The following is a 26126-nucleotide window of genomic DNA, read 5'->3' as shown; positions in this document are numbered from 1 at the left end:
CGTGCTCATGGTGCCCTCCTCCCGCAGGCACGCCCTGCTCGCCACCGCCGCGGCCGGCGTCGCGCTCGCCGCAGCAGACACGTACGTCGTCGTCCTCGCCCTGACGGACATGATGGCCGGCGTGGGGATCGGCGTCGACGCCCTGCAGCGCGCGACGCCGATCATCTCGGGGTTCCTGCTCGGCTACATCGCGGTACTGCCCCTCATCGGGCGGCTCTCCGACCTCCTCGACCGGCAGCGGGTCCTCCTCGGCTGCCTCATCGTCTTCGTCGTGGGCTCAGGGGTGACGGCGCTCGCCACGGACCTGGGCATCCTCGTCGGTGGCCGCGTGCTCCAGGGGATGGGCGGTGGCGGCCTGGTCCCCGCGACGCTGGCCCTCGTCGCAGATCTGTGGCCCTCCGACCGGCGGGGCACCCCGCTCGGCGTCGTCGGCGCCGTCCAGGAGCTCGGTTCGGTGCTCGGCCCCGTGCTCGGGGCCGTGATCCTCGCGTGGTCGGGCTGGCGCGCCATCTTCTGGGTCAACGTCGCCGCCGGCCTCGTGCTGTATGCCGCTGTGCGTGCTCTCGGGTCCCGCTCCCTCCCAGCCCTGCCGCCTCCCCCCACCCACTCGAGTGGCCCCGCCGTCCCCAGCTCGAGTGGCCCCGCCGTCCCCAGCTCGAGTGGCCCCGCCGTCCCCAGGTCGAGTGGCCCGGGAGTCCACAGGCAGGGTGTGGAGACCGGGGCCACTCGACGGGTTGCGGCTCGCGTCCTCGGTGGGCTCGGCCTTGCCCTGGGATGGCTCGCGCTCGCCGCACCGGACTCCCTCGTCACGGATGTGACGCTCGGGCTCCCCTTCGTGCCCGTGACCGGGAGCTCGCCCCTCCTGACACCGATCGCACTCACGGCGGCGGCGCTCCTGATCCTCCTGGCGGGCGTCACCGCGCCGCGCTGGTGGGCGGTGCTCCGCCGCGTCGACCTCTTCGGGGCCCTGCTCGTCGCGGTCGCGCTTGGGAGCCTGGTCCTGACCTTCGCGTCGTCCGACCCCGAGCGGGAGGTCGTTGGGCCCTGGGGCTACGCCCTCCTCCCGTTCGGCGCGGCCGCCTTGCTCGCCCTCCTGTGGTGGCACCGCCGCTCCGCCGACCCGCTCATCCCCAGGGGGGTCGTCGGTCGGCGTGGTCTGCGGTCCCTCCTCGTCAGCCTCCTCGTCGGTGCTGCACTCGTCGCGGTCGTGGTCGACGTGCCCGTGCTGGCCCGCCTGACCGACTCCTACGACGCCACCGGTGCGGCGTTGGTGCTCGTCCGTTTCCTGCTGGCAGTGCCGGTCGGCGCGCTCCTCGGCGGATGGTCTCTCCACCGACTCGGGGACGGAGTCGTGGCCGGTGGCGGCCTCGCCCTCGCTGCCGGCGGCATGTTCCACATGTCCACGTGGACGGTCGACTCGATCGCCGACACGGTGCCGACGACGGCCGCCCTCGTGATCGTCGGTCTGGGCATCGGCCTCGCCCTGGCACCGGTCAACAACGCAGCGCTTGCGGACTCACCCGGCCACGCCCATGGCGTGGCCAGTGCTCTGGTCGTCGTGGCTCGGATGGTCGGGATGGTCGTCGGCCTCGCGCTGCTCACCTCCATCGGCCTCAACCGGTACTTCGAGGAGGTCCGGCAACTGCCCGACCCGTTCGACACGGAGGCCTTGATCGCGGCGGGAGTCGTGCAGGTGCAGACCGTCTTCCTCGGTGGGGCCGTTGCAGCGCTCCTCGGTGGCTTGGTCGCGTTCACCCTCGGTAGCCGCCGCGCCGTGGCCACCGTCCCGGACGAACCCCGCTTCGTCGGCCTCTGACCGCAGTCGACGACACCGCGCCCCTCGACACGAGTCCGCACTTGTTCTCCCGGTGCATCTTTGTCACAGAAGCACATCCAGCACCCCGCACCTCTGTTGCGCGGCCGTTCGCAGAGGAGGAGTGTGCACTGGTCTGCCGTCGTGGCCGGCTCCGAACGTGGCGGTTGTCCACAGGTCGCCCGCCCGCGAAGAGCGCCGCCCCCGGAACCGGCCCACGATGGTCGGCATGATCGAACTGCTGCAACTCGCCCGTAACGATGTGCTGAGCGCGGCCACCGCACGAAAGGCCGGCGTGAACGCGGGCGGTCTGGCGAGGCTGGTCGCGGCCGGGACCTTGCACCCACTCGTCCGCGGGTGGTACTCGGTCAGGGCGCCGCAGGACGAGAAGGATGCGCACTGGCTGCGCGCCTGCGCCGCGTTCTGGCGACTCAACAGCACCGCGATGATCAGTCATCAGTCCGCCCTCATCGGCTACGGGCTTCCCTGTTACCAAGCGGATCTGGCCACCGTGCACTTGACCAAGGCACGCGGGGGGACAACGCGGATGGTGCCTCAGGTGAAACTTCACCGCGCAGTCAAAGGCCTCAAGCCGGCTTCGGATCGCTCACCGTGTGGAGCCGCGATCGTCCAGGCCGGACTCACCTGCGGACCGCTGACTGCCTTGGTCGCAGCCGATGCCGCCCTCGGGCTCAAGCGCGTCACGCAGGAGGAGATCGACGCCGCCGTGGCCCTGTTCGCCCGGTACGCGGGCATCGGACCCGTGCGTGCAGTCCTCAGGCACGTGGACGGGGCGCATCAGTCGCCCGGCGAGACGATCATCGCCCACCGGCTGAGGGGCCTCGGTTGGGAGACTGAGCCGCAGTTCCGGATCGAGACAGACCGTGGGGACTACTTCGCGGACCTACGAGTCGTGGGGCACCGCGTGCTCGTTGAGTTCGACGGCAAGCTGAAGTACACCGATCCTGCGGTCAACTACGCCGAGAAGCAGCGCGAGGACGCGATCCGCCGAAAGCATTGGCGCGTGGTCCGATTCGGCTGGTCGGAGCTGGACGACCTCACCCTGATCCGGGGACGGGTCAACCAAGCCATTGCCGACAGTCGGCTCTAGAGATGCGCACTTCTCGTCAGTGACCACGGTTGGCGCAGCGGTGCGTCCTGGGTCGTGCACTCCTGTGGCGATCGTGTGCGCGCATGACAAGTGCGCCCTTGTCGCATGTCGCGAAGTGCTCTTTTGATGGGAAGGGCGCAGATGTCGGCCGTCGGGGTGTCGCGAAGTGCTCTTTCGATGGGAGTCGGTCAGAGGTGGGCGCGGATCGCCGCGACGACCGTGTCGGTCGCCTCGTAGGTGAGCATGTGTCCCGCACCCGGCACGACCGTCAACGAGGCGTGCGGCAGGTCCTCGGCGAGCCTGCGCGACAGCGACGGCGGCGTCAGCTGGTCCCGCTCGCCGACGAGGACCGTGACCGGAACCTGCCCGAGCGCGGTGAAGGCGGCCCTCACGTCCAACCGCGAGATCGCCCCGTAGAACGCCCCCATGGTCGTCAAGGGGGTCCGTCCCACCTGCCGCACCGTCTCCCTGACGTGTCCGGGGTCCGCCGACTCGCCGAAGAGGAAGGCCCGCTGCGAGCGAGCGGGGATCGCCCGACCACCACGCAGGGGCAGCCCCCGCGCGAGGAAACGCATGAGCCGGGCCTCGCCCACTCGTCGTCCCAGCGGGATGCCGTGGGCAGCAGTGGAGACCAGCACCACCCCCCGCACTCTGGCGGCGACAGCGGTGGGGAACTGAGCGGCATACGACATCACGGTCATGCCACCCATCGAGTGCCCGGCGAGGACGAGCGGTGACGAAGGGGGGACGACGGAGTCGACCACGGCCGCGAGGTCGGTGCCCAGGTGGTCGATGGAGACCGTGTCGACCTCCTTGCGCCGCAAGCGGAGTCGCGACCGGCCATGCCCACGCTGGTCCCAGGTGACGATGCGGACCGGGTCATCGGCCAGCGCCTCCACGACGGGGGACCAGCTGCGGTGGCTGAGGGTCCAGCCGTGCGCGAGGACGAGCGTGGGCGTCTGCGGCCCGGCCGTCGAGGGGGTGTGGACGTAGACCGCGAGGACCGCGCCGTCCGGTGCGACGACCCTGCGGCTCTCGTGCCGCATCAGTCGTCGATCTCGAAGACGACGGGCGCGTGGTCACTGGCGCCCTTGCCCTTGCGGGCCTCGCGGTCGATGGCGGCCCCGGTCACCCGCGCGGCGAGCGCCGGCGAGCACAGCGCGAAGTCGATGCGCATCCCGCGGCCCTTCTGGAAGCGCAGCTGCGTGTAGTCCCAATAGGTGTAGACCCCCGGGCCCGGGCAGTGCGGCCGCACGACGTCGGCGTAGCCGGCCTCGACGACGCCCTGGAAGGCAGCCCGCTCGGGTGGTGAGGTGTGCGTGCGTCCCTCGTAGAACGGCACGCTCCAGACGTCCTCGTCGAACGGGGCGATGTTCCAGTCGCCGAGGAGGGCGATCTGGGCGCCGGGGTCAGCGTCGAGCCAGCCCCGGCCCGCGTCGGCGAGCGCCCGCAGCCAGTCGAGCTTGTAGAGCAGGTGGGGGTCCTCGAGGGTGCGGCCGTTCGGGATGTAGAGCGACCAGATCCGGACGCCGCGACAGACGGCGCCGATCGCCCTCGCCTCCGCGGCCACCGGATCACCCCATCCGGGCATCCCGTCGAAGCCGACCTGCACGTCCTCGATCCCCACCCGGGACACGATGGCGACGCCGTTCCACTGGGACAGCCCGTGGTGGGCCACCTCGTAGCCGAGCTCGGTGAACCGGTCGAGAGGGAACTGGTCCTCCCGCGCCTTGGTCTCCTGCATGGCCAGGACGTCGACGTCGCTGCGGACGAGCCAGTCGGCGACCCGGTCGACGCGGGAGCGGATGGAGTTGACGTTCCACGTGGCGATGCGCACGGTTCCCTACCCTAGCCAGCGCGCCCCGAGCCCTTCGGGCCGCGGGGCGGGGATCATGGAGGCATGCGCCTCGACCGGCTCACCGCCCTGCACCACCTCGGCCTGGTCTTCGACGTCACGGACGCCGGACCGCTGGACGGCACTCCGGTCGTCCTGCTCCACGGCTTTCCGGAGGACCGCTCGAGCTGGGATGCCGTCAGCACGACCCTGCACGCGGCAGGGCTGCGGACCTTCGCGCCGGACCAGCGCGGCTACAGTCCGGGCGCCCGCCCCGCCGGCACCGCCGCCTACCGGCTCGAGCACCTCGTCGGCGACGTTCTCGCCCTCGCCGCCGCCACGGGTCACGAGCGGGTCCACCTCGTCGGCCACGACTGGGGTGGCGGCATCGCCTGGCTGACGGCCGCCAACCACCCGGACCGCGTCGCCTCGGTGACGGTCCTCGCGACCCCGCATCCTGCGGCGTTGTCCCGGGCCCTGCGCACCTTCGACCAGCTGCGCCGGTCGTGGTACATGGCAGCCTTCCAGGTCCCCCTGCTCCCGGAGCGGGTCGTGGCCGCGGGCTTCCGCTCCCTCCTCGTCGGCTCGGGGCTGCCCCTGGAGCACGCCGACCGCTACGCTGCGCGCCTGGCCGGGCCCGAGCTGCTCCGGGGGCCGATCAACTGGTACCGCGCCGTGCGCTCCTCCCACGTCCGGGCGCACCGGGTGACGGTCCCGACGACGTACGTCTGGGGTTCGCGCGATGTCGCGCTCGGACGTCGCGCGGCCGAGCTGACCCGGGAGCACGTCACGGCGCCCTACGAGTTCATCGAGCTGGATGCATCGCACTGGCTCCCGGAGACGCACCCCGACGAGTGTGCCCGGGCGATCGTCCGCCGGGTCAGCAGCGTGGCCTGACAGCGGGGGAGCCACGCCTAGGGTGGGCGGTATGACCCCACGCCCCGTCGCCCTCGTCACCGGCGCCAGCTCCGGCATCGGCCGTGAGTTCGCCACCCAGCTCGCGCAGCGCGGGCACGACCTCGTGCTCGTGGCGCGAGACTCCGGTCGGCTCGAGGAGGTCGCCGCAGACCTCAAGCAGTCGTATGCCGCTGAGTCCGAGGTCCTCCCGGCTGACCTCACCGATCGGCGGGCCCTTCAGACGGTCGCCGACCGGCTGGCTGACCCTGTGCGCCCGGTCGACCTGCTGGTGAACAACGCCGGCTTCGCCCTGCGCCGCAGCTTCCTGCGCAGCGAGCTGGCCGACGAGGAGGCGTCCCTGGACGTCCTCGTCCGCGCCGTGCTCGTGCTGTCCCACACGGCGGGGCGGGCCATGCGCGAGCGGGGGCGCGGCACCATCGTCAACGTCTCGTCCGTGGCCGGCTTCGTGTCGTCGGGGACGTACTCGGCGGCCAAGGCCTGGGTGACGGCGTTCACCGAGGGACTCGCCCTCGAGCTCCAGGACTCCGGTGTCACGGTGACCGCGCTCTGTCCCGGGTTCACCCACACGGAGTTCCAGCAGCGGGCCGGGATCTCCAAGCCGGGCCCGGACTTCATCTGGCTCGACCCCACCGACCTGGTCCGTGACTGCCTCAGGGACGTGGACCGGGGCCGCGTCGTCTCGGTGCCCGGGCTGCAGTACAAGGCCCTGGTCGGGCTCCTCGGCGTGCTGCCACGCCCGGTGATCCGCAAGGCCGGGCAGATCGCGCGCCGCCGCCGGTGAGGAGGAACGAGCGGGACGGAGGTGGGCTCGGGGACCGAGCCCAGCGGCATACGATGAAGCCTTGTGACTGAGCCACAGACCGACCCTGCCGCCGCCCGTGCCCGCCTCCTCGAGCTGATCAAGGAGCGGGCGATCGTCCACGGGCGCGTCACGCTCAGCTCCGGCAAGCAGGCCGACTACTACGTCGACCTGCGGCGGATCTCGCTCGACGGCGAGGCGGCACCCCTCGTCGGCGTCGTCATGCGCGACCTGACGAAGGACCTCGACTACGCCGCCGTGGGCGGCCTCACCCTGGGCGCCGACCCCGTGGCCACGTCGATGCTGCACGCCGCCGCGGCCGCGGGGGAGCGGCTCGACGCCTTCGTCGTCCGCAAGGCCGGCAAGGCCCACGGGCTGCAGCAGCGCATCGAGGGGCCCTCGGTCGAGGGGCGGGACGTCCTCGTCGTCGAGGACACGACGACCACCGGCAACTCCCCGCTCGAGGCCGTCAAGGCCGTGCGTGAGGCGGGCGGCCGGCCCGTCGCGGTGGCGACGATCGCGGACCGGGCGACCAGCGCGGGGGAGCGGATCCGCGAGGAGGCCGGCGTGGACTACCGCTTCGCCTACTCCCTCGAGGAGCTCGGGCTCGCCTGATCACGCACTGCGGGTCCGGCGTCACTCGAGCACGTCGAGGACGATGGCGAGGGGGTCGCCCTCCTCGAGGTCGTGGGCGACCCTGACCTGCTTCTTCACCGGCAGGACGTAGCTGCCGCTCCTCGAGTCGGGGAAGACGGAGGTGTCCCAGACGAGGGCAGCCCCGGCGCCGGCCGGGTCGTCGAGGTGCACCCGGACGCGCACCGACCCGAATCCCCGCGGTGGCCGGGGCCGCTCCCTGACGACCGCAGCCGCGTCGTCGGGCAGGGTGACGAAGAACCAGCTGTCCTGCGCCTTCCAACGCCACAGCGGTGCGGTGAACCGGCACGACTCCATCCTCGCAACCTAGGCCCCGCACCCACATCGCAATCCCGAGGGCGGGGGAGCTGCGGACTAGGATCGGGTGCACTGACCACTGACCTGGGGAGAGCCCATGCCCACCGTCGTCTGGATCCTGCTCGGCATCGTCGTCCTCCTCGTGATCTGGGGCGTCGTCGCCTACAACGGCCTCATCGCGCTGCGCAACAAGGTCGAGGAGGGGTGGCGGCAGATCGACGTCGAGCTGAAGCGTCGGCACGACCTCATCCCCAACCTCGTCGAGACGGTCAAGGGCTACGCGACCCACGAGCGGGCCACGCTCGAGGAGGTCATGCGCGCCCGGTCCGCGGCGATGGCGGGCGGACAGACCCCAGCCCAGGCCGCCCAGTCCGAAGGCATGCTGAGCCAGGCACTCGGGCGCCTCATCGCGGTGAGTGAGGCCTACCCGGACCTCAAGGCCAACCAGAACTTCCAGGCCCTGCAGACCGAGCTGACCAGCACCGAGGACCGGATCGCCAGCTCCCGGCGCTACTACAACGCGCTCGTCCGCGACCTCAACACCAAGGTCGAGTCGGTCCCGACGAACCTCATCGCCAACGCGGCGGGGATCAAGCGGGCCGAGTACTTCGAGACCTCTGCCGTCGAGGCGCAGGTGCCGAGCGTCAGCTTCGGCAACCAGGCACCGGGCACGTTCGGCGGGGCCCCGACGCCGCCCGTCGTCGGCGGGCCGTCCACCCAGCCCGGCGCGGTGACGGGGCCGACGACGCAGCCCGGTCCGAGCCAGAGCGCGAGCGGCCTCCCGCAGGCTCAGGCGCCCGACCCCACGGTGGACCGCCACACGCCCGAGGAGTGACCTGCCGTGACCAGGCGCTTCACCGTCCCGGGGATCGACCAGGTGGCGAGCAGCCTCCCGCTCGACCGGTTCAAGCCGCCGGTGACCATCGCGATCAAGCGCCCGCCCGGCGTCTCACCGAAGCTGCCCCCGTGGTTCTTCCGGGAGATCGCCTACTTCTCCTATGCCATTCCCACGACCGGCCCGGTGGACGGCGAGACGACCGCGCAGGAGGACATCTTCACGGTCTCCGTCCTGACCGGGTCCGTCCGCCGGATCACCGATGACCGCGCGCTCCCCGAGATGAAGAGCGACCGCGACCCGGCCTGGTCACCGTCGCACACCTCGCTCGCCATCCACACCGCGACCGGTGGCGAGCCGTCGCGGATCGCCGTCATCGACCGAGCCACCGGTGCCGTCCTGCAGAACCTCGTCGAGGGCCACAGCCCGGAGTGGCTCGATGCCGACACGATCCTCTACCTCGGCATCGTCGACCCCGGCACGGACACCGCCCGGGCCGACGTCTTCTGCGTCGACACCTCGACCGTGACCGTGACCCGGATCACGGACGTGGGAGTGGGCGGCTCCATCGGCGGCATCTCGTGGCACCCCAGCGCGGGCCTGGCCGTCGCCTTCACCGAGGACGGCGGACCGAGTCCCCGCAGCTCGATCGCCGTGGTCCCTGCTGCAGCGGTCGGCATGGCCCGCTCGACCGGCACCCCGGTGCTGCGCACGGGGTTCACCTTCGTCACCGCAGCAGGCGTCCGCGCCGCAACCCCGGACTGGTCACCGAGCGGCGACCGGATCGCCGTCTCGACGTGGACGGACGGCGCTGCGAACCGCGTCGGCATCCTCACCATCGCCACCTCCTCGCTCGACCTCGTCCCTGGCCCGGGCCCCGGGGAGCCGTCGTTGAGCGACTTCGGACCGGTCTTCTCACGTGACGGCAGGCTGCTCGCCTTCACCCGCGGCGAGCAGGACGAGTGGTCCGAGATCTGGCTGCACACCATCGCCTCCGGACACAACCGCCAGCTCACCGACGACGGTCGCACCCGCTTCAAGGGCTCCCTCGACTGGTGACCGTTCCGCGCCGCGACCGCGCCGCGACGAGGGATCTCGCTCCGAGCTCTTCCCCTCTCAACCTACTGCCAGTACCTTACGCGAGGTAGCCAACGACGGCGCCCCTCCCTTGACCGTCGGCTGGCTCGAGGTCAAGGAGGACCTGCACCGCATGCGAACCAAGCGACGATTCACCCCGGCGCTCATCGCCCTGAGCGCCCTCGCCGCCACCGTCGTGGCATCGGTCGGCACGGGCGCCCCCGCCCAAGCCGCCGATCCGGCCCCACCCACCGCTGACACCTTCGCCAGCGACCTGCCCTGGGTCTCGGCGACGAACGGCCTGGGCCCGGTCGAACGGGACCGGTCCAACGGCGGCTCCGCTGCCGGCGACGGCCGGTCGATGTACATCGAGCACAAGTACTCCAAGGGGCTCGGCGTCAACGCGGACTCCGTCGTCCGCTACCACCTGGGCGGCAGCTGCGAGACCTTCATCTCCGACGTCGGCATCGACGCGGAGGTGGGCAGCAGCGGCTCCGTGACCTTCACCGTGATCGCGGACGGCGTGTCCGTGGCCCAGACGGGGATCCTGACCGGGACGTCGCCGGTCGGGCGCATCATGGCGGACATCGACGGTGCGACGTACGTCGACCTCGTCGTCAGCTCGGCCGGTGACGGCTCGTCCAACGACCACGCCGACTGGGGCGGGGCGAAGTTCGAGTGCTCAGGGGACGGCGTGGCGGCCGCGCGGGCCCCGCACCCCGCGCCGACCGCGACGACGAGCGCGAGCGACCTGCCGTGGGTCAGCGCCACGAACGGCTGGGGCCCGGTGGAGAAGGACCGGTCCAACGGCGAGCAGCTGGCCGGGGACGGTCGTGCGCTCAAGCTCGGCTCGACGACCTACGCCAAGGGGCTCGGCGTCCACTCGGAGTCGCGCATCCGCTACTTCCTCGGCATGGCCTGCAACTCGTTCACGGCCAAGGTCGGGGTCGACGAGGAGGTCGGCTGGCTGGGGTCGGTCTCGTTCCACGTCTACGTCGACGGGGTGCAGGTGGTGGAGTCGCCCCGCCTGACCGGCCTCAGTGCGACGTACTCCCTCGTCGCTCCCGTGCGTGGCGCCGGCTACGTCGACCTCGTCGTGGACGACCAGGGCGACGGCATCGACAAGGACCACGCCGACTGGGCCGACGCGACATTCCTCTGCGGCAACGACGCCGCGGGTGAGGCCTTCTACACCGCGCCGGCAACCCTGGGCCCGGACAACGGCGACATCGTCCGAAGTGAGGCCTCGAGCTTCTACGTCGACCCCCTCAAGATCACCAAGGTCGACGCCGCGGTGACCCGGATGATGTACCGCTCCACCGACAGGCTGGGCCAGCCGATCGGCGTGACCGGCCAGCTCATCGTCCCGTCTCGCCCGTGGTCGGGGACCGGTCCGCGGCCGCTCGTCGCGTGGGCTCCGGGCACCCAGGGCCTCGGTGACCAGTGCGCACCGTCGAAGCTCATGGCCTCCGGGCAGGAGTACGAGGGCGCCTTCATCGCCGGACTCATCGCGCGCGGCTACGTCGTGGCCGTGACCGACTACCAGGGGCTCGGCACGCCGGGCATCCACTCCTACATGATCCGGGAGGCCCAGGCGCACGCCCTGCTCGACGCGGCCCGCGCGGCCTTCGAGCTGCCGGGCACCGGCCTGACCGCCGACTCTCCGGTCGCCCTCACCGGCTACTCGCAGGGGGGTGGCGCCACGGCTGCCGCGGTCGAGCTCGCACCCGCCTACGCCCCGGAGCTCAAGGTGGTCGGCGCTGCCGCCGGCGGCGTCCCCGGCGACCTCGCGCTGCTGGCCGAGAAGCTCGACGGCACGTTCTACGTCGGCTTCCTGGGCTACGCGATCCGGTCCATCACCGACACCTACGGCATCTCGCTCGCCGACCTGGCCAATGAGCGGGGGCAGGCGCTCTTCCGCGAGCTCGAGGACGAGTGCACCGTCGAGTCGATGTTCGAGCACGCCTTCACGCAGTCGTCCTCGCTGACCCTCGACGGTCGTCCGATCACGGCCTACCTGAACGAGCCGTGGATCGGCCCGCACGTCGAGGAGCAGCGGATCGGAAACGGTCGCAAGCCGACCGTCCCCGTCCTCGTCATCCACAGCCTCACCGACGACGTCGTCCCGTACGAGGCGGGTCGAGGGACGGCCGCGCGGTGGTGTGCCGAGGGTGCGCAGGTGAGGTTCCAGCCGAGCCTCGGCCCGGGGCACGTCGGTGGCTTCCTGACGAGCTACGGCTGGACGCTCGCATTCCTCGAGGACACCTTCGCGGGGAAGCCGATGCAGTCGAACTGCGGAACCTTCTGAGCCACCCACACGAGGGCCGTATGCCGCTGACTCAGCTCAGCGGCATACGGCCCCTCGGTTGGTGGTGACGTCTCAGACCCGCTTGCCGTCGTCGCCGTCGACGACCTCCTCGACGATCTCCTCCGCCGCCTCGCCGAGCTCGCGGGCGATGGCGTTGGCCGCGCGGCGGTGCTTGACGTACTCGAAGACCATCGGGAGGACCGAGACGCCGACGATGAGCAGGATCGCGATCTCGAGCTTGTCCTGGAGCCAGGGGAAGGCGCCGCCGAGGAAGTAGCCGAGGAGGGTGATGCCCGCGGCCCAGAGGACGGCGCCCACGGCGCTCCAGGTGAAGAACCGGCGCCGCTCCATCCGGCCCACCCCGGCGACGACGGTGATGAAGGTGCGGACGATCGGGACGAACCGGCCGATGACGAGGGCCTTGTTGCCGTGCTTGTCGAAGAAGGCCGTGGTCTTGTCGAAGTTGGCCTTGTTGACGAAGCGACCGTCACGCTCGTAGAGCGGATGCCCGATGGCGCGCCCGATCTCGTAGCCGGTGACGTTGCCGGCGAAGGCCGCCACGCAGAGCGCCGCGACGGCGACCCCGATGTTGATGTTCACCTCGTCGATCGCGATGAACAGGCCGACCGCGAAGAGGAGCGAGTCGCCGGGGAGGATGGGGAAGAGGAGGCCGCACTCGACGAAGATGATCGCGAGCGAGATCCAGAAGAACGCCTCGCCGTACTGGTTGAGCAGGTACGCGGGGTCCATCCAGTCAGGGCCGAGCGTCACGGGCGCGAGGGCGAGGGCATGCATGGGCTCAAGGGTAAGGGCGGGGCCACGCCGCGACCGAACCCGGCCGGAGCGGGACCCCACTAGCCTGTCGCCGTGACGAAGGACGACCGCGACGACCCGGCCGGGCGTGAAGCCGTCGGCGTCGGTCCCTGGGTGGGCCCATGGCCGTCGGGCGACCACTGGGATCCCGAGCTGCTCGCCGGTGGGGATCGACGCAACGTCGTCGACGCCTACCGCTACTGGCGGCACGAGGCGATCGTCGCCGACCTCGACACCCACCGGCACGACTTCCACGTCGCCGTGGAGAACTGGGGCCACGACTTCAACATCGGCTCCGTCATCCGCACGGCCAACGCGATGAACGCGCGCGCGTTCCACATCGTCGGCAGGCGCCGCTGGAACCGCCGCGGCGCCATGGTCACCGACCGCTACCAGCACGAGCACCACCACCCGGACGCCGCGTCCCTGGCGGACTGGGCCCGTGGCGAGGGCCTCGCCGTCGTCGGCATCGACAACCTCCCCGGGTCCCTTCCCCTGGAGACCTACGACCTGCCCCGGAGGTGCGTCCTCGTCTTCGGGCAGGAGGGCCCCGGGCTGTCGGACCCGATGCGCGCCGGGTGCGATGTCGTGCTGTACATCGAGCAGTTCGGCTCGACCCGCTCGATCAACGCGGGCGCCGCGGCCGCCATCGCGATGCACGCGTGGGTGCGCCGCCACGTCTTCGGTCAGGTGCCCTGACGATCGAGAGAGCACTTCGCGACAACCGCCGTGTCGCGAAGTGCTCTCTCGCAGATCAGTTGCCGTAGAGGGCGCGAGCGCCAGCCGCGTCGGACGCCGTCATGCTGAGGTCGGCCGAGGTGCCGTTGCACTGCGGGTAGTGCATGATCGACGACGAGTCGTACGGCGTCAGTGGGCGCCAGTTGTTGTCCTCGAAGCACGTGCCGGACTCCGGCCGGGTGTGCTCGTGGCGGAAGCCGAGCGTGTGGCCGAGCTCGTGGCCCATGATGTTCGCGGGCGTCCACGACCCGGAGCTCCAGATCGAGTCGTCGACGAGGACGTTGCGCGAGCGCTTGGGCGTGCTCGGGAAGAACGCGCGGGCGATGTACTGGGTTGTCTGGACCGGCTCGACCGAGAAGACGACGTTCTTGTTGCGGGTGCTGCACGCCCCGTCCTGGCTGGGGACGTAGACGTAGTCGATGGCCGAGGAGGCGTTCTCCCACAGGGCGGTGCCGCCCTGCATGGCTGCGACGACGTCCGCGTGGCGGGAGCCGAACTTCGTGCTGACGCAGTACGTCAGGTTGCCGACCTCGGCCTGGGACCACCTGTCGTCCCGGCCCTGCACGGTGTTGACGATGAGGCCGTCCTCGGCGACGTGCTTGGGCGTGGCGAGCATGTCGTCGTAGAACTGTCGCAGCTCGCCGTCGTTGTCCACCGCCTCGTCGCCGTTGACGACGAACACCTGGCCGTCGTGGTAGGTGGCGTCGGCGAACTCGCGATAGGTCGGGACGGACCCGGTGTCGTCGGCCAGCGGGACGGCGGAGGAGCTCATGGCGGTGCCGAGGGCGAACGCCGCGGCGACCGCCACGCTGATGGTCGTGCGGGTCGTCCTTCGGGTGGGTGCCGTGCGGCTCGGGGTGGCGGTGAGGGGCATGTCTCGTCTCCTGGGGTGAGGTCGCGCCCATCGGTCGGGGGCGCTCCGTGAACGCTAGAAGTGGAGACTGCCGTAAATCTTCCGCACTTTCACTATATCCGGCAAAGAATCTCCAGATAGTGGTAAAGAATCAGTAAATCCTTCGGCCAGGCGCGGTGACACCGGTCGTTGACCCCCGGTGAGGGCCCGGCCACGATGGAGGCCTGCGCCGACGACGTCGGCGACGCGATGACGACGAGAGGAAGCATCATGGCAGCACACACCTACGGCATCAGCGAGATCGTGGGCACGTCGGAGACCTCGATCGACGACGCCATCAGCGGTGCGGTCGCGCGGGCGAGCCGGACGGTCCGCGGCCTTGACTGGTTCGAGGTCGTCAACATCCGGGGCCACCTCGAGGACCAGCGGGTCGCCCACTACCAGGTGACGATCAAGGTGGGCTTCCGCATCGAGGAGTGACCCCTGACGGTGGCCGCTAGGGTCGGAGCATGGACGCTGCGACCTCGACCGTTGACGTCACCATGGCCCGCGAGCGGCTCGAGCGACTGAGGCAGCTGACCGACGCCGCGGGGGTGGCGGCGGTCGTCGTCTCGCCGGGGTCCGACCTGCGCTATCTCATCGGCATCGGCGGGTCCTCGTTCGAGCGCCTCACGGCTCTGGTCGTGCCGGCCGATCCGGCGCTGCCACCCCACTTCGTCGTGCCCAGGCTCGAATACGCCGGTCTGGGCGAGGTGCCCTTCGGCGAGCTCGGCATCGAGGTGCGGCCCTGGGTCGACGGCGAGAACGCTCACGCCCTGGCGCTGGCCGGCCTACCTCGGGGTCCGCTGGCCTTCTCTGACGCGACGACGGCGCTGCACCTGTTCCAGCTGCGTGACGCGGGGGCCACGGAGCAGCGCCCGGCCTGGCCGATCGTCCGCGAGCTGCGGATGCGCAAGACGGCCGCGGAGCTCGCCGAGCTGCGGGCGGCCGGGGCGGCGATCGACCGCGTCCACGCCCGGATGGCGGAGTGGCTGCGCCCGGGTCGCACGGAGCGGGAGGTGGGCGATGACATCGCCGCGGCAGTCGTCGAGGAGGGCCACTCCGCAGCAGAGTTCGTCATCGTGGGCTCGGGCCCCAACGGCTCGAGCCCGCACCACGGCGTCTCCGACCGAGTCATCCAGCGGGGCGACGTCGTCGTGGTGGACATCGGCGGGCCACTCCCCTCCGGCTACTGCTCGGACAGCACGAGGACGTATGCCGCTGGGCCCGCTTCGCTGCCCGACGTGCCGTCCGCGTACGCCGCCTTGCAGGCATCCCAGCAGGCGGCGGTCGATGCGGTCCGCCCCGGCGTGACCTGCCAGGAGATCGACCGCGCGGCCCGCCGGGTCCTCGACGAGGCGGGGCTGGGTGAGCACTTCATCCACCGGACCGGCCACGGCATCGGCCTCGACGTCCACGAGCAGCCGTACATCGTCGAGGGCAACGACCTGCCCCTCGAGCCGGGGATGACGTTCAGCGTCGAGCCGTGCATCGTCTTCCCCGGTCGCTGGGGCGCCCGGATCGAGGACATCGTCGCGGTCACGGAGGACGGGGTCGAGTCGTTCAACCAGCGTCCGCGGGAGCTGATCGTCCTGGCGGACTGATCGAGGGACCTTCGGCCCTCGTATTCGCGGAGGGCGCTGTCTAAGGTCGGGAGCCGAGGGCAGCACCTGGAGGGCCGCGATGAGTCATCCACGAGTTCGAGTGGGCGTGGTGTTGGCGCCCTCGCCGCCGGTCGGACTGCTGCGCCTCCAGCTGGGGGTCGCGCGGCTGGGCCACCTCGACAGCGTCATGGTCCCCGACCATCTCCAGTCCCTGGTCCCCGAGGCGGTGTGGGCGGAGTCGACCTGGTTGAAGGGCACCAGGACCCACGCGCTGTTCGACTACGCGAGCACCCTGGGATGGCTCGCGGCCCGGTCCGGCCGTCTCCGGGTCGGTGTCCAGGTGACGGATCCCCTCCGGCGCCATCCGGTCGTCGTGGCGCAGACGATGCTGACTCTGGCGCATCTGACCCGGCGTGCGCCCATTCTCGGGATCGGTTCGGGGGAGCGCGAGAACCTCGAGCCCTATGGCCTGCCCCTCGACCACCCGACCGCTCGTCTGGAGGAAGCCCTGCGGATCCTGCGCGCCTGCTTCACCGGCACCCTCGCTGACTTCGACGGGGAGTACTACACGCTGCGGGACGCGGTGATGGATCTGCAGGCGCCGGTGGGCCGGACCCCGGAGATCTGGGTCGGTGCCCACGGGCCGCGGATGCTGGAGCTCACCGGCCGCTTCGGCGATGGCTGGATCCCCACGCTCGTCAGCTCACCCGAGGACTACGCCCAGAAGCTGGAGCGGGTCCGCGCGGCCGCCCGACAGGCGGGCCGGTCACCGGAGGCGGTCACTGCCGGTCTCGGGGGCTTCCTCTTGCTGGCCCGCGACGCCGCGGACGTCAGCAGGGTGCTGCGCACCCCACTGGCCCGCTTCTTCGCTCTGTTGACACCCGCTGCCGTGTGGCGCGAGGTCGGGGCCGAGCATCCGTTGGGACCGCGGTTTCGGGGCTTCGTCGACGTGCTGCCCGAGACGCTCGAACGGGACGCCCTCCGGTCCGCCCTCGCGTCGGTGCCTGCCGAGGTGGTGGCCATCGGCGTCATGGTGGGCACCCCTGACCAGGTCGTGGCACGCGTGCGGGCGCTGGCCGAGGCTGGACTCCAGCACTTCAGTCCCATGGTCCTCTCGGGGGCCCTCAGCCGCGGGAACGCACTGCACGACATTCGGGCCATCCCGTCGATCGCTCGCCGCCTCCAGAGCGGCCGCTGATCCGGGTCAGCGGCCGGGCCACCGGTGCGCGCGGGTGGGGCTCGCGCCGCTGGGCTCGATTCCGCTCGAGTGGCCCTGCCGTCCACAGCAAGATCTGTGGACGGCAGGGCCACTCGAGGTGTGGGGAGGGCGTCACCTGACGGTGGACTCCTGCGTGCTGAGGATGCCCTGCGTCGCGTCGCCCGCGCCGTCACCGACCCCGATGGTCCCGACCGTCCCGGCAAGCTGCGCAGCTCGCGTGGTGAAGACCATGCGGTCGGTGAGCCAGTTGCCGTTCTCGTCCTGGAACCGGAAGACGTCCGTCTGCCGTCGGGCCGCGCCGTCGGCCTCGAACGCCAGATCCACGGGGACGGAGGTCACCACGTGACCTGCCTCGTCGTTGACGTGCGCGGTGCCGGTGATGCGTGCACCCGAGAGGCGGTCGCCGACGGTCACGGTCGTGTCGTCGAGGTCGAGGTGCAGGACGCGCTCAAGCGTGCAGGACGTTCCCGGGAAGGACTCGGGGTCCTCGATCGCGTAGAGGGCCGGGGGAAGGACGCCGTCGGGGCAGGTCCAGTCCTCGATCCGGCCGTCGCGGAAGTCCTGGCGCTGCGGGTCGGCGTCGTCGAGGAACGCCACGCCCCCGCGGTGGACGTTGCCGTCGAGCAGGCCGGGGACGGGCCCGATCTCGAGCCACGACCCGGTCCCGTTGGTGAGCGTGGTGTCGCCGGGGCCACCACCTGCGCTGGCGAGAGTCGCAGAACCGATGAGCGGGGCTGCGCAGAGGGCAGCAGCGGCGAGGACGCGGAGTGTCGTTGACATGTGAGGTTCTCCTTGGATCGGGTCGGTCGGGCCCCAGTTGGGTTGTGCCACGTACCTCGTGGCCGGTGGTGGTCCAGGCGCTGCAGCTGCCATGTCCATCAGAACTCCAGGCACGGCCGGAGGGTTGTCAGAGGAGCCGGGGAATCTTTCGAACCGCTCGCCCATCCGCCATGGCCCTTCGGCATGTGGGCACCCTGCCGGTCAGACGGCATACGTGGCAGGATTCTGAGCGGGCCGACCAGGGCCCCTTCCACCCCCACGCGCAGGAGAAGCAATGCCCATCGCCACCCCTGAGGTGTACGCCGACATGCTCGACCGCGCGAAGGCCGGCTCCTTCGCGTACCCCGCCATCAACGTGTCGTCCTCGCAGACCCTCAACGCCGCCCTCAAGGGCTTCGCCGACGCCGGATCCGACGGCATCATCCAGGTCTCGACGGGTGGCGCCGAGTACCTCTCCGGGCCCACGGTCAAGGACATGGTTGCCGGCTCGATCGCCTTCGCGGCCTATGCGCACGAGGTGGCGAAGAACTACCCGGTCAGCATCGCCCTGCACACCGACCACTGCCCGAAGGACAAGCTCGACGGTTTCGTCCGTCCGCTCCTCGCCGCGTCGACCGAGCGGGTCACGTCGGGTGGCACGCCGTGGTTCCAGTCGCATATGTGGGACGGCTCGGCCGTGCCGCTGGACGAGAACCTCCAGATCGCGCAGGAGCTCCTCGCGCTGGCCAAGGCCGCCAACGTCGTCCTCGAGATCGAGGTCGGGGTCGTCGGCGGTGAGGAGGACGGTGTCGTCGGGGCCATCGACGAGAAGCTGTACTCCACCCCGGCGGACGCCGTCGCGACGATCCAGGCGCTCGGTGCCGGCGAGAACGGCCGCTACCTGACGGCACTGACGTTCGGCAACGTCCACGGTGTCTACAAGCCGGGCAACGTCAAGCTGCGTCCCGAGATCCTCCAGCAGGCGCAGCAGGCCGCCGCCAAGGAGCTCGGTCTCGGTGACGACGCCCGGCCCTTCGACCTCGTCTTCCACGGCGGCTCGGGCTCGCTCCCCGAGGAGATCTCGGCTGCCGTCGACTTCGGCGTCATCAAGATGAACGTCGACACCGACACCCAGTACGCCTTCACCCGCCCGGTCGCCGACTGGATGCTGCGCAACTACGACGGCGTCCTCAAGATCGACGGCGAGGTCGGCAACAAGAAGCAGTATGACCCGCGTGCGTGGGGCAAGGCAGGCGAGGCCGGCATGGCTGCGCGCGTCGTCGAGGCGTGCGAGGCGCTCCGCTCGGCCGGGACGCACGCGTGAGCGACGGCAACCTGCTCGGTGTCCCCGAGACCCGGCTGCCGGAGGACCCGGCCACCGGTCGGCTGGCGGCGGGAGAGGACCCGGCGTCCGTCGCGGCAGCGATCCCCTCGTCGTCGGCGGCCTGGGCCACCCTCGCCGAGCTGGCGCTCGCGGCCGGACGAGACGTCGAGGCCTACGCCTTCGCCCGCACCGGCTACCACCGTGCGCTCGATCAGCTCCGCAAGTCGGGCTGGCGGGGTCAGGGGCCGGTGCCCTGGTCGCACGAGCCCAACCGTGGTTTCCTGCGGTCCCTCGCGGCGTTGGCCCGAGCGGCGCGGACGATCGGCGAGACCGACGAGGAGGCGCGCTGCGCGCAGTTCCTCCGGGACAGTTCTGCGGAGGGCGCGCGCGAGCTCGGCTTCTAGCGCGACCCCGACGGGCCGTATGCCGCTGAGCTCAGCCAGCGGCGTACGGCCCGCTTCTCGTGGGGTGGGCTCCGCTGGGCCACGGACCATGCCACTGGCCCTGGCGCACTGACCCGCCTGACGGGTCAGTGCGGCTTGCTGTTCGGTGACCAACACTGACCCGCCTGACGGGTCAGTGCGGCTTGCTGTTCGGTGACCGACCCTGACCCGCCTGACGGGTCAGTGCGGCTTGCTGTTCGGTGACCAACACTGACCCGCCCGACGGGTCAGTGCGTCAGCAGGCCGGGGACCCGAGGCCGCGGTCGGCGTAGGGTCGAGGGACCGTCGAGCGAGAGGACGTCCCGTGCCCAGACCGCCATTGCCGGCTCCGGTCGAGGAGATGCTCGTGCAGCCGAACTTCGCGACCATCAGCTCGGTCCGCCCGGACGGGCACCCGGTGTCGGTGCCCACCTGGTATCTCTTCGAGAACGGCCGAATCCTGGTCAACATGGACTCGGGCCGCAAGCGGATCGAGTATCTCCGCAACGATCCTCGCGTCAGCCTCAGCGCCATGGACCCGCAGGACTGGATCACTCACGTCAGCATCCAGGGACGCGTGGTCGACTGGGTCGAGGACGCCGACCTCGCCGACATCGACCGCATCGCCCGGCACTACACCGGACAGCCCTACGGGGTGCGCGGCCGCCCGCGAGTCAGCGCGTGGATCGACATCGATCGCTGGCACGCCTGGGGCCGCCTGAAGAACGTCGGCTGACCCCCGCCACGCACCCTCCTCACCAAAGCCACAGAAACGGGCGCCCGAATCTATTTACATGTGCCCGCTCGTGTGGTCTTCTTGGTCTGAGGCCGCCGCAACCAGGAGCGGTGGCGCGATGACGAGGGAGTCTGATGTACGCAGCAGAGCGGCAGCAGCGCATCATCGCCGAGGCGCGACGTGACGGCCGGGTCGAGGTGGCGGCACTGGCCGACAGCCTCGGCGTCGCGACCGAGACGATCCGCCGCGACCTGACGGCCCTCGAGCGGCGCGGTTCGCTGCGGCGGGTGCATGGAGGCGCGATCCCCGTCGACCGTCTCGAGGTCGAGCCGTCACTCGCGACCCGGTCTGGTCGCCTCACCGACGTCAAGCGCCGGATCGCCGCCCGTGCCCTTGATGAGCTTCCGGTCGGCGGCAGCATCATCCTCGACGCCGGGTCGACCACCCTCGCCGTGGTCGAGCTGCTGCCGCCCGACTTCGACCTCACCGTCCTCACGAACAGCGTTGCCGCCGCCTCGATGCTGGCCAGCCACCCGGGCATCTCTCTCTACCTGCTGGGAGGTCGTGTGCGCGGGCAGACCGGCGCCGCGGTCGGTGACTGGGCCACCCGGGCCCTCGCCGACGTCGTCGTCGACGTCGCGCTCATCGGCACGAACGGGTTCTCCGTCTCGCGGGGTCTCACGACCCCCGACCAGTCCGAGGCCCTCGTCAAGCGCGCGATGGTCCGCTCGGCCCGCACCACGGTCGTGCTCAGCGACTCGAGCAAGGCCGGCGACGCCCACCTGCACCGCTTCGCGGATCTCGCGGACGTCGACATCCTGATCACCGACGCGGACCTCGACGACGACGTGGCCGCGGAGATCCGCGCCGCCGGCCCGCAGGTCGTGACCGCATGATCGTCACCCTGACCCCCAACCCCAGCGTCGACCGTGCGATCTCCATCGACGCCCTGCGCCGGGGCGAGGTCCATCGGGCCACCGCGAGCCGGATCGACCCGGGCGGCAAAGGGGTCAACGTGTCGCGCGCGCTCGCGGCGCAGTCGGTGCCGACGATGGCGGTGCTGCCGAGCGGTGGCCCCGAGGGTCACCTCCTCGAGGAGCTCCTCGACGCGGCCCACGTCCCCCACCGGGCCGTCCGCGTCGGGGGCGCCGTCCGGTTGAACATCAGCGTCCTCGAGCCCGACGGCACGACGACCAAGCTCAACGAGCCCGGCCCTGCGCTGTCCGAGGCCGAGGTCGACGCCCTCATCGTCGCGACGCGTGAGTCCGCCACCGACGCAGCGTGGGTCGCCGCTTGCGGCAGCCTTCCGCCCGGGGTGTCGACCGACTTCTACGCTGACCTCGTCCGCCGGGTCCGGGCCACCGGCCGCCGCGTCGCGATCGACTCCTCCGGGAAGCCCATGGCCGCGGCCCTGGCCGCCGCACCCACCCTGATCAAGCCCAACCACGAGGAGCTGGCCGAGGCGGTCGGACGCGACCTGCCGACCCTCGCCGACGTCGACGCCGCCGCCCGCGACCTGCTGGCCACCGGCATCGAGATCGTCGCCGTCAGCCTCGGCGCTGACGGGGCCCTGCTCGTCACCGGTGACGAGTGCGTCCACGCCGTGGCCACGGTCACCACACCCCTGTCCACCGTGGGCGCCGGCGACTGCCTGCTCGCCGGCCTGCTCCACGGCCTGTCGAGCGGGCTCGGCCCCGCGGAGTCACTCGCCACCGGCGTCGCATGGGGCGCGGCCGCCGTCACCCTCCCCGGAAGCAGCGTGCCCTCCCCCGAGGACGTGGCCGCCATCCGGGTGGACCTCACCCACCGCCCCGACCTCTCCCGGCGCCTCGCTCGCTGAACCCCCGAAAGGATCCGCTCATGTCCCTCATCACCGAAGAGCAGGTCGTCCTCGACCTCGCTGGTGCCGACCGCCACGAGGCGACCCGGACGCTCGCCGAGCGACTCGTCGCGACCGGCCGGTGCACCGACCTCGACCAGTTCCTCGACGACGTCCGTCGTCGTGAGGAGACCATGGCCACCGGCCTCCCCGGCGGCATCGGCATCCCGCACGCCCGCAGTGCCGCGATCACCGAGCCGTCGCTCGTCTTCGGTCGGGCGCTCGACGGCATCGACTGGGGCGCCAAGGACGGTCCGGCCTCACTGGTCTTCCTCATCGCTGCCCCCGAAGGCGGGGGCGAGGCGCACATGCAGGTCCTGCCCAAGCTCGCCCGCGCCCTGATGAAGAAGGACTTCAAGGCCGCCCTCGCGGCCGCGACCTCCGAGGCCGAGGTCGTGGAGATCGTCAGTGCCGAGGTCGCGCTCGACGCGCCGCAGGCGACCCAGCCGCAGGCAGAGGCGGCGTATGCCGCTGAGCCGGCCCAGCGGCATACGACACCATCTGTTCCTCCCGTCGTCGCAGACGACGCCGTCGCGCCCGCGCGCTCCCTGCGCATCGTCGCCGTGACGTCGTGCCCGACCGGCATCGCCCACACCTACATGGCCGCGGAGGGCCTGGAGAACGCTGCGAAGGCAGCCGGCCACAGCATCGTCGTCGAGACGCAGGGGTCCGCGGGCTCCAAGCCGATCCCCGCCGCCGACATCGCTGCCGCCGACGCCGTGATCTTCGCCCACGACCTGCCGGTCAAGGACGCGGGACGCTTCGCGGGCAAGCCGATCGTCGACGTCGGTGTCAAGAAGGGCATCTCGGACGGTCCGGCGCTGGTCGCCCAGGCCGAGCAGCTCGTCGCCGAGTGGGACGCCGACCCGAGCAGGGCCGAGGCGGCCGTCGCAGCCGCTGCCGCGGCCGGCTCCTCGGGCGGCCTCGTGACCAAGGTCGAGGAGGGCGCGAGCACCGCGACGAAGGTGCGCCAGTGGCTCATGACGGGTGTGTCCTACATGATCCCGTTCGTCGCCGCCGGCGGCATCCTCATCGCCCTGTCGTTCATGCTCGCCCAGGCCGCCCTGGGGGAGTCCGGTGCGATCGAGATCGTCAAGTACGGTCTGACTGCCGAGGGTGAGTACAACATCACCCAGAACTTCAACGCGCTGAGCCTGACGTCGTGGGCCGCGTTGTTCTTCGTCATCGGCGGCGCTGCGTTCGGCTTCCTCCTGCCGATCCTGTCGGGGTTCATCGCCTTCGCCATCGCCGACCGCCCCGGCCTCGTGCCCGGCATCGTCGGTGGCTTCGTCGCCCACCAGATGAATGCCGGGTTCCTCGGCGCGATCGTCACCGGCCTGCTCGGCGGCTTCATCGCTCGGTGGGTGTCCGGCTGGAACGTCCACAAGGGCGTCCGCGGCGTCATGCCCGTCGTCGTCATCCCGCTGGTCTCCTCGCTGCTCACCCTCGGTCTGTTCATCACCGTCCTCGGCCGCCCGATCACCAACCTGATGGAGTGGATGACCGACGGCCTCAACGGGATGACCGGGACCGGAGTCCTCCTCCTGGGCCTGATCCTCGGCGCGATGATGGGCTTCGACCTCGGCGGTCCCGTCAACAAGGTCGCCTACGGCTTCGCGACCGCAGGGCTCTCCACCGCGGGAGCGGCCTCCGACTCCACGCAGCTGAAGATCATGGCGGCCGTCATGGCCGCGGGCATGGTGGCCCCGCTCGCCATGGCTCTGGCCACGACCGTGCGCCCGCAGCTCTTCTCCGAGCCGGAGCGCGAGAACGGCAAGGCCGCCTGGCTGCTCGGCCTGTCGTTCATCTCCGAGGGCGCGATCCCGTTCGCCGCCGCCGACCCGGTTCGCATCATCGCCTCCTCCGTCATCGGCTCCGCCGTCACCGGGGCGCTGGCCATGGTGTTCGGTGCCTCCCTCCGGGCCCCCCACGGAGGCATCTGGGTCCTGCCCCTCATCGGCAACTTCCTCCTCTTCCTCCTCGCCCTCGCCATCGGGGTCCTGGTCATGACGGGGATCGTCGTCGCCCTCAAGTCCCGCGAGCGCAACCTCGCCGCGGTCGACGCTGCCGCTACTGTCTAACCGGGTGTGACCCACACCACGTCGAAGGAGACTCAACCCATGGCAACCCGCACCGTCACCATCGCCTCCTCGGTGGGCCTCCATGCCCGCCCGGCCGCCCTCTTCGTCGAAGCAGCGAGCAACTCCGGACTGGACGTCGAGATCGCTCGGCCCGGTGAGGACCCCGTCGACGCCACCAGCATCCTCGGCGTCATGGCCCTCGGCGCGAAGTTCGGCGAGGAGGTTGTCCTCACCGCCGATGGTGACGGCGCCGACGAAGCGCTCGACTCCCTCGTCGCGCTGCTCTCGCGCGACCTCGACGCGGAGTAGCCGTCGTGTCGGCGCCAGAGACCACGCACGGCATCGGGGTCAGCCCGGGGACGGCCTACGGACCGGTGGTGCAGGTCGCACCGCCGGTCCGGCCTCCGGCCGACGAGGCGGCGCCGACGGACCCCGAGGCCGCCCTGCTCGACGTGAAGGCTGCCCTCGAGTCGGTCGCGCGGTCCTTGGAGGACAAGGCCTCCGCGGCCGACGACACCGCGCAGCAGATCCTCAGGGCCACCGCGCTGATCGCACGTGACAAGGGACTGGCCAAGGCGGCCGGCAAGCTGCTCCACGCCGGTCTCGGTCCCGCTCACGCGGTCTCCGGTGCCGTGGAGGAGTACGCCGCGCAGTTCGAGGCCCTGGGGGGACTCTTCGCCGAACGCGTCACGGACCTGCGCGACGTCGGATCGCGGGCCGTCGCCGCCATCCTCGGAGTGCCCGCCCCCGGCGTGCCCCATTTCACCGAGCCGAGCGTCGTGGTGGCTGAGGACCTGGCTCCGGCCGAGACGGCGACCCTGGACCGCGCGCTCGTCGTCGGCATCATCACCGAGGCGGGCGGCCGGACGAGCCACACGGCGATCCTCGCCGCCCAGATGGGGATCCCCGCCGTGGTCCAGGTGCCCGGGGCGACGGCGATCATGCCTGGTGTGCCGGTCGCCCTCGACGGCGACACCGGTGAGGTGACACTCAATCCCGACCGGGCGCTCGTCGAGGCACAGCGAGTCCGGGCGCAGCGGCGGGCGGAGGCCCTCGCCGCCCTGTCCGGGCCGGGGCTGACCCGGGACGGCACGGCGGTCGCCCTCCTGGCCAACATCGGTGGGGTCGAGGACGCCGTCGCCGCCGGGGCCCTGGACCTCGAGGGGGTCGGCCTCTTCCGCACCGAGTTCGTCTTCCTCTCGGCGGCGAAGGCACCCACCGTGGCGGAGCAGACCGAGATCTACCGGCAGGTCCTCGAGCCGTTCGGCGCCCGGCGCGTCGTGGTGCGCACCCTGGACGCGGGGGCCGACAAACCGCTCGCCTTCGCCGACCTGGGACCCGAGGAGAACCCTGCCCTCGGCCGCCGCGGACTGCGCCTCTCGGCGGAGCGACCCGAGCTGCTCGACGCCCAGCTCGAAGCGCTCGCCGTCGCCGCCCGCGAGACCGGCGCCGACGTCCGGGTCATGGCCCCGATGGTGGCCACCGCGGAAGAAGCCGCGTGGTTCGCGCGGCGGGTCCGTGAGAACGGCCTCCCCCAGGCCGGCGTGATGATCGAAGTGCCCGGCGCCGCCCTGCGTGCTGGTCACGTGCTCGGCGAGGTCGACTTCGGCAGCCTGGGCACCAACGACCTGGCGCAGTACACCATGGCCGCGGACCGGATGCAGGGTGCGCTGTCCGACCTGCTCGACCCGTGGCAGCCCGCCGTCCTCGACGTCATTGCGGCCGCCTGCGCGGGGGCCGACCGCGCCGAGCGACCCATCGGAGTCTGCGGCGAGTCCGCCGGCGACCCCCTGCTCGCCCTCGTCCTCGTCGGACTCGGTGCCTCGAGCCTGTCGATGGCGCCGAGCAAGGTCCCCGTGGTGCGGCTGGCCCTCTCGCTCCACTCGGTTGCCGAGTGTCGTGAGCTCGCGCTCGCGGCCAGGGAGGCACGGACGGCTCAGGAGGCGCTTGCGCTCGTTCGCGAGCGGGCGAGCCGGCAGCTCACCGACCTGCTCTGACCTCAAGAGCAGGGCA

Annotated in this window: 26 protein-coding genes; 20 read left to right on the top strand and 6 right to left on the bottom strand. The window is 71.3% G+C overall.

Annotation, left to right across the window (positions count from 1 at the left end):
- The first annotated feature begins 7 nt into the window (after positions 1–7).
- Both ABWV20_RS05150 and ABWV20_RS05145 read left to right on the top strand, forming a co-directional pair.
- Complete coding sequence (locus ABWV20_RS05150) at positions 8–1816, top strand: MFS transporter (RefSeq protein WP_353353753.1); 1809 nt, start codon at positions 8–10, stop codon at positions 1814–1816.
- Positions 1817–2042: 226 nt separating this feature from the next.
- On the top strand, positions 2043–2924 hold the full coding sequence (locus ABWV20_RS05145) for a hypothetical protein (RefSeq protein WP_353353752.1): 882 nt from the start codon (positions 2043–2045) through the stop codon (positions 2922–2924).
- 188 nt (positions 2925–3112) lie between these two features.
- Here ABWV20_RS05145 and ABWV20_RS05140 read toward each other — a convergent pair whose 3' ends face one another.
- A complete protein-coding gene (locus tag ABWV20_RS05140; RefSeq protein WP_353353751.1) occupies positions 3113–3970 on the bottom strand; it encodes an alpha/beta fold hydrolase in 858 nt (285 codons plus the stop codon).
- Positions 3970–4761 (bottom strand): exodeoxyribonuclease III, encoded by a 792-nt coding sequence (locus tag ABWV20_RS05135; RefSeq protein ID WP_353353750.1) that lies wholly within the window; start codon positions 4759–4761, stop codon positions 3970–3972. The genes ABWV20_RS05140 and ABWV20_RS05135 overlap by 1 nt, the downstream gene beginning before the upstream one ends.
- A 63-nt stretch (positions 4762–4824) precedes the next feature.
- On the opposite strand from ABWV20_RS05135, the gene ABWV20_RS05130 reads away from it, so the two are divergent.
- From ABWV20_RS05130 to pyrE, 3 genes are all read left to right on the top strand, one after another.
- Positions 4825–5655, top strand: coding sequence for an alpha/beta fold hydrolase (locus tag ABWV20_RS05130; RefSeq protein ID WP_353353749.1), 831 nt, complete (start codon positions 4825–4827; stop codon positions 5653–5655).
- Positions 5656–5686: 31 nt separating this feature from the next.
- Positions 5687–6457: an SDR family NAD(P)-dependent oxidoreductase gene (locus ABWV20_RS05125; RefSeq protein ID WP_353353748.1), complete on the top strand. Its 771-nt coding sequence runs from the start codon at positions 5687–5689 to the stop codon at positions 6455–6457.
- 63 nt (positions 6458–6520) lie between these two features.
- Positions 6521–7090 carry an orotate phosphoribosyltransferase gene (gene pyrE / locus ABWV20_RS05120; protein ID WP_353353747.1) on the top strand — a complete coding sequence of 190 codons (570 nt, stop codon included), beginning with the start codon at positions 6521–6523 and terminating at the stop codon, positions 7088–7090.
- Positions 7091–7111: 21 nt separating this feature from the next.
- On the opposite strand, the gene ABWV20_RS05115 is transcribed toward pyrE, so the two are convergent.
- A complete protein-coding gene (locus ABWV20_RS05115; protein WP_353353746.1) occupies positions 7112–7426 on the bottom strand; it encodes a DUF1905 domain-containing protein in 315 nt (104 codons plus the stop codon).
- Between the two features lie 97 nt (positions 7427–7523).
- Here ABWV20_RS05115 and ABWV20_RS05110 point away from each other — a divergent pair, with 97 nt between their 5' ends.
- The 3 genes from ABWV20_RS05110 to ABWV20_RS05100 all read left to right on the top strand — a co-directional run bounded on the left by ABWV20_RS05110 (position 7524) and on the right by ABWV20_RS05100 (position 11646).
- On the top strand, positions 7524–8261 hold the full coding sequence (locus ABWV20_RS05110) for a LemA family protein (RefSeq protein WP_353353745.1): 738 nt from the start codon (positions 7524–7526) through the stop codon (positions 8259–8261).
- 6 nt (positions 8262–8267) lie between these two features.
- Positions 8268–9320 carry a TolB family protein gene (locus ABWV20_RS05105; protein WP_353353744.1) on the top strand — a complete coding sequence of 351 codons (1053 nt, stop codon included), beginning with the start codon at positions 8268–8270 and terminating at the stop codon, positions 9318–9320.
- A gap of 151 nt (positions 9321–9471) precedes the next feature.
- Entirely contained in the window at positions 9472–11646 is a 2175-nt protein-coding gene (locus tag ABWV20_RS05100) for an NPCBM/NEW2 domain-containing protein (protein ID WP_353353743.1), read from the top strand.
- A 72-nt stretch (positions 11647–11718) separates the two neighbouring features.
- Here the strand turns inward: ABWV20_RS05100 and ABWV20_RS05095 are convergent, their stop codons facing one another.
- Positions 11719–12441 (bottom strand): DedA family protein, encoded by a 723-nt coding sequence (locus ABWV20_RS05095; protein ID WP_353353742.1) that lies wholly within the window; start codon positions 12439–12441, stop codon positions 11719–11721.
- 72 nt (positions 12442–12513) lie between these two features.
- Here ABWV20_RS05095 and ABWV20_RS05090 point away from each other — a divergent pair, with 72 nt between their 5' ends.
- Positions 12514–13158 carry a TrmH family RNA methyltransferase gene (locus tag ABWV20_RS05090; RefSeq protein ID WP_353353741.1) on the top strand — a complete coding sequence of 215 codons (645 nt, stop codon included), beginning with the start codon at positions 12514–12516 and terminating at the stop codon, positions 13156–13158.
- A 55-nt stretch (positions 13159–13213) separates the two neighbouring features.
- Here the strand turns inward: ABWV20_RS05090 and ABWV20_RS05085 are convergent, their stop codons facing one another.
- Complete coding sequence (locus ABWV20_RS05085; RefSeq protein ID WP_353353740.1) at positions 13214–14071, bottom strand: zinc metalloprotease; 858 nt, start codon at positions 14069–14071, stop codon at positions 13214–13216.
- Between the two features lie 249 nt (positions 14072–14320).
- Here ABWV20_RS05085 and ABWV20_RS05080 point away from each other — a divergent pair, with 249 nt between their 5' ends.
- The 3 genes from ABWV20_RS05080 to ABWV20_RS05070 all read left to right on the top strand — a co-directional run bounded on the left by ABWV20_RS05080 (position 14321) and on the right by ABWV20_RS05070 (position 16891).
- Positions 14321–14530 carry a dodecin gene (locus ABWV20_RS05080; RefSeq protein ID WP_353354188.1) on the top strand — a complete coding sequence of 70 codons (210 nt, stop codon included), beginning with the start codon at positions 14321–14323 and terminating at the stop codon, positions 14528–14530.
- Between the two features lie 29 nt (positions 14531–14559).
- On the top strand, positions 14560–15693 hold the full coding sequence (locus tag ABWV20_RS05075; RefSeq protein WP_353353739.1) for a M24 family metallopeptidase: 1134 nt from the start codon (positions 14560–14562) through the stop codon (positions 15691–15693).
- A 109-nt stretch (positions 15694–15802) separates the two neighbouring features.
- Positions 15803–16891 (top strand): LLM class flavin-dependent oxidoreductase, encoded by a 1089-nt coding sequence (locus ABWV20_RS05070; RefSeq protein WP_353353738.1) that lies wholly within the window; start codon positions 15803–15805, stop codon positions 16889–16891.
- A 132-nt stretch (positions 16892–17023) separates the two neighbouring features.
- Here ABWV20_RS05070 and ABWV20_RS05065 read toward each other — a convergent pair whose 3' ends face one another.
- Positions 17024–17692, bottom strand: a complete 669-nt coding sequence (locus ABWV20_RS05065) for a hypothetical protein (RefSeq protein ID WP_353353737.1) — start codon at positions 17690–17692, stop codon at positions 17024–17026.
- A gap of 274 nt (positions 17693–17966) precedes the next feature.
- Here ABWV20_RS05065 and fbaA point away from each other — a divergent pair, with 274 nt between their 5' ends.
- The 8 genes from fbaA to ptsP all read left to right on the top strand — a co-directional run bounded on the left by fbaA (position 17967) and on the right by ptsP (position 26110).
- On the top strand, positions 17967–18995 hold the full coding sequence (fbaA, locus tag ABWV20_RS05060; protein ID WP_353353736.1) for a class II fructose-bisphosphate aldolase: 1029 nt from the start codon (positions 17967–17969) through the stop codon (positions 18993–18995).
- A complete protein-coding gene (locus tag ABWV20_RS05055; RefSeq protein ID WP_353353735.1) occupies positions 18992–19399 on the top strand; it encodes a DUF3151 domain-containing protein in 408 nt (135 codons plus the stop codon). Before fbaA ends, ABWV20_RS05055 begins: the two co-directional genes overlap by 4 nt.
- 343 nt (positions 19400–19742) lie before the next feature.
- A complete protein-coding gene (locus tag ABWV20_RS05050) occupies positions 19743–20153 on the top strand; it encodes a pyridoxamine 5'-phosphate oxidase family protein (RefSeq protein ID WP_353353734.1) in 411 nt (136 codons plus the stop codon).
- A gap of 134 nt (positions 20154–20287) precedes the next feature.
- Positions 20288–21049 (top strand): DeoR/GlpR family DNA-binding transcription regulator, encoded by a 762-nt coding sequence (locus ABWV20_RS05045; RefSeq protein WP_353353733.1) that lies wholly within the window; start codon positions 20288–20290, stop codon positions 21047–21049.
- A complete protein-coding gene (gene pfkB, locus ABWV20_RS05040; protein WP_353353732.1) occupies positions 21046–21993 on the top strand; it encodes a 1-phosphofructokinase in 948 nt (315 codons plus the stop codon). The genes ABWV20_RS05045 and pfkB overlap by 4 nt, the downstream gene beginning before the upstream one ends.
- A gap of 20 nt (positions 21994–22013) precedes the next feature.
- A complete protein-coding gene (locus ABWV20_RS05035; RefSeq protein ID WP_353353731.1) occupies positions 22014–24113 on the top strand; it encodes a PTS fructose transporter subunit IIABC in 2100 nt (699 codons plus the stop codon).
- Between the two features lie 39 nt (positions 24114–24152).
- A complete protein-coding gene (locus tag ABWV20_RS05030) occupies positions 24153–24422 on the top strand; it encodes an HPr family phosphocarrier protein (protein ID WP_353353730.1) in 270 nt (89 codons plus the stop codon).
- A 5-nt stretch (positions 24423–24427) separates the two neighbouring features.
- A complete protein-coding gene (ptsP, locus tag ABWV20_RS05025) occupies positions 24428–26110 on the top strand; it encodes a phosphoenolpyruvate--protein phosphotransferase (RefSeq protein WP_353353729.1) in 1683 nt (560 codons plus the stop codon).
- Positions 26111–26126: the final 16 nt, after the last annotated feature.

It is taken from the genome of Intrasporangium sp. DVR (assembly GCF_040365325.1).
Lineage (GTDB): Bacteria > Actinomycetota > Actinomycetes > Actinomycetales > Dermatophilaceae > Intrasporangium.
Note: the sequence above shows the minus strand (reverse complement) of the source record. Positions and strands in the feature narration are given on the sequence as shown.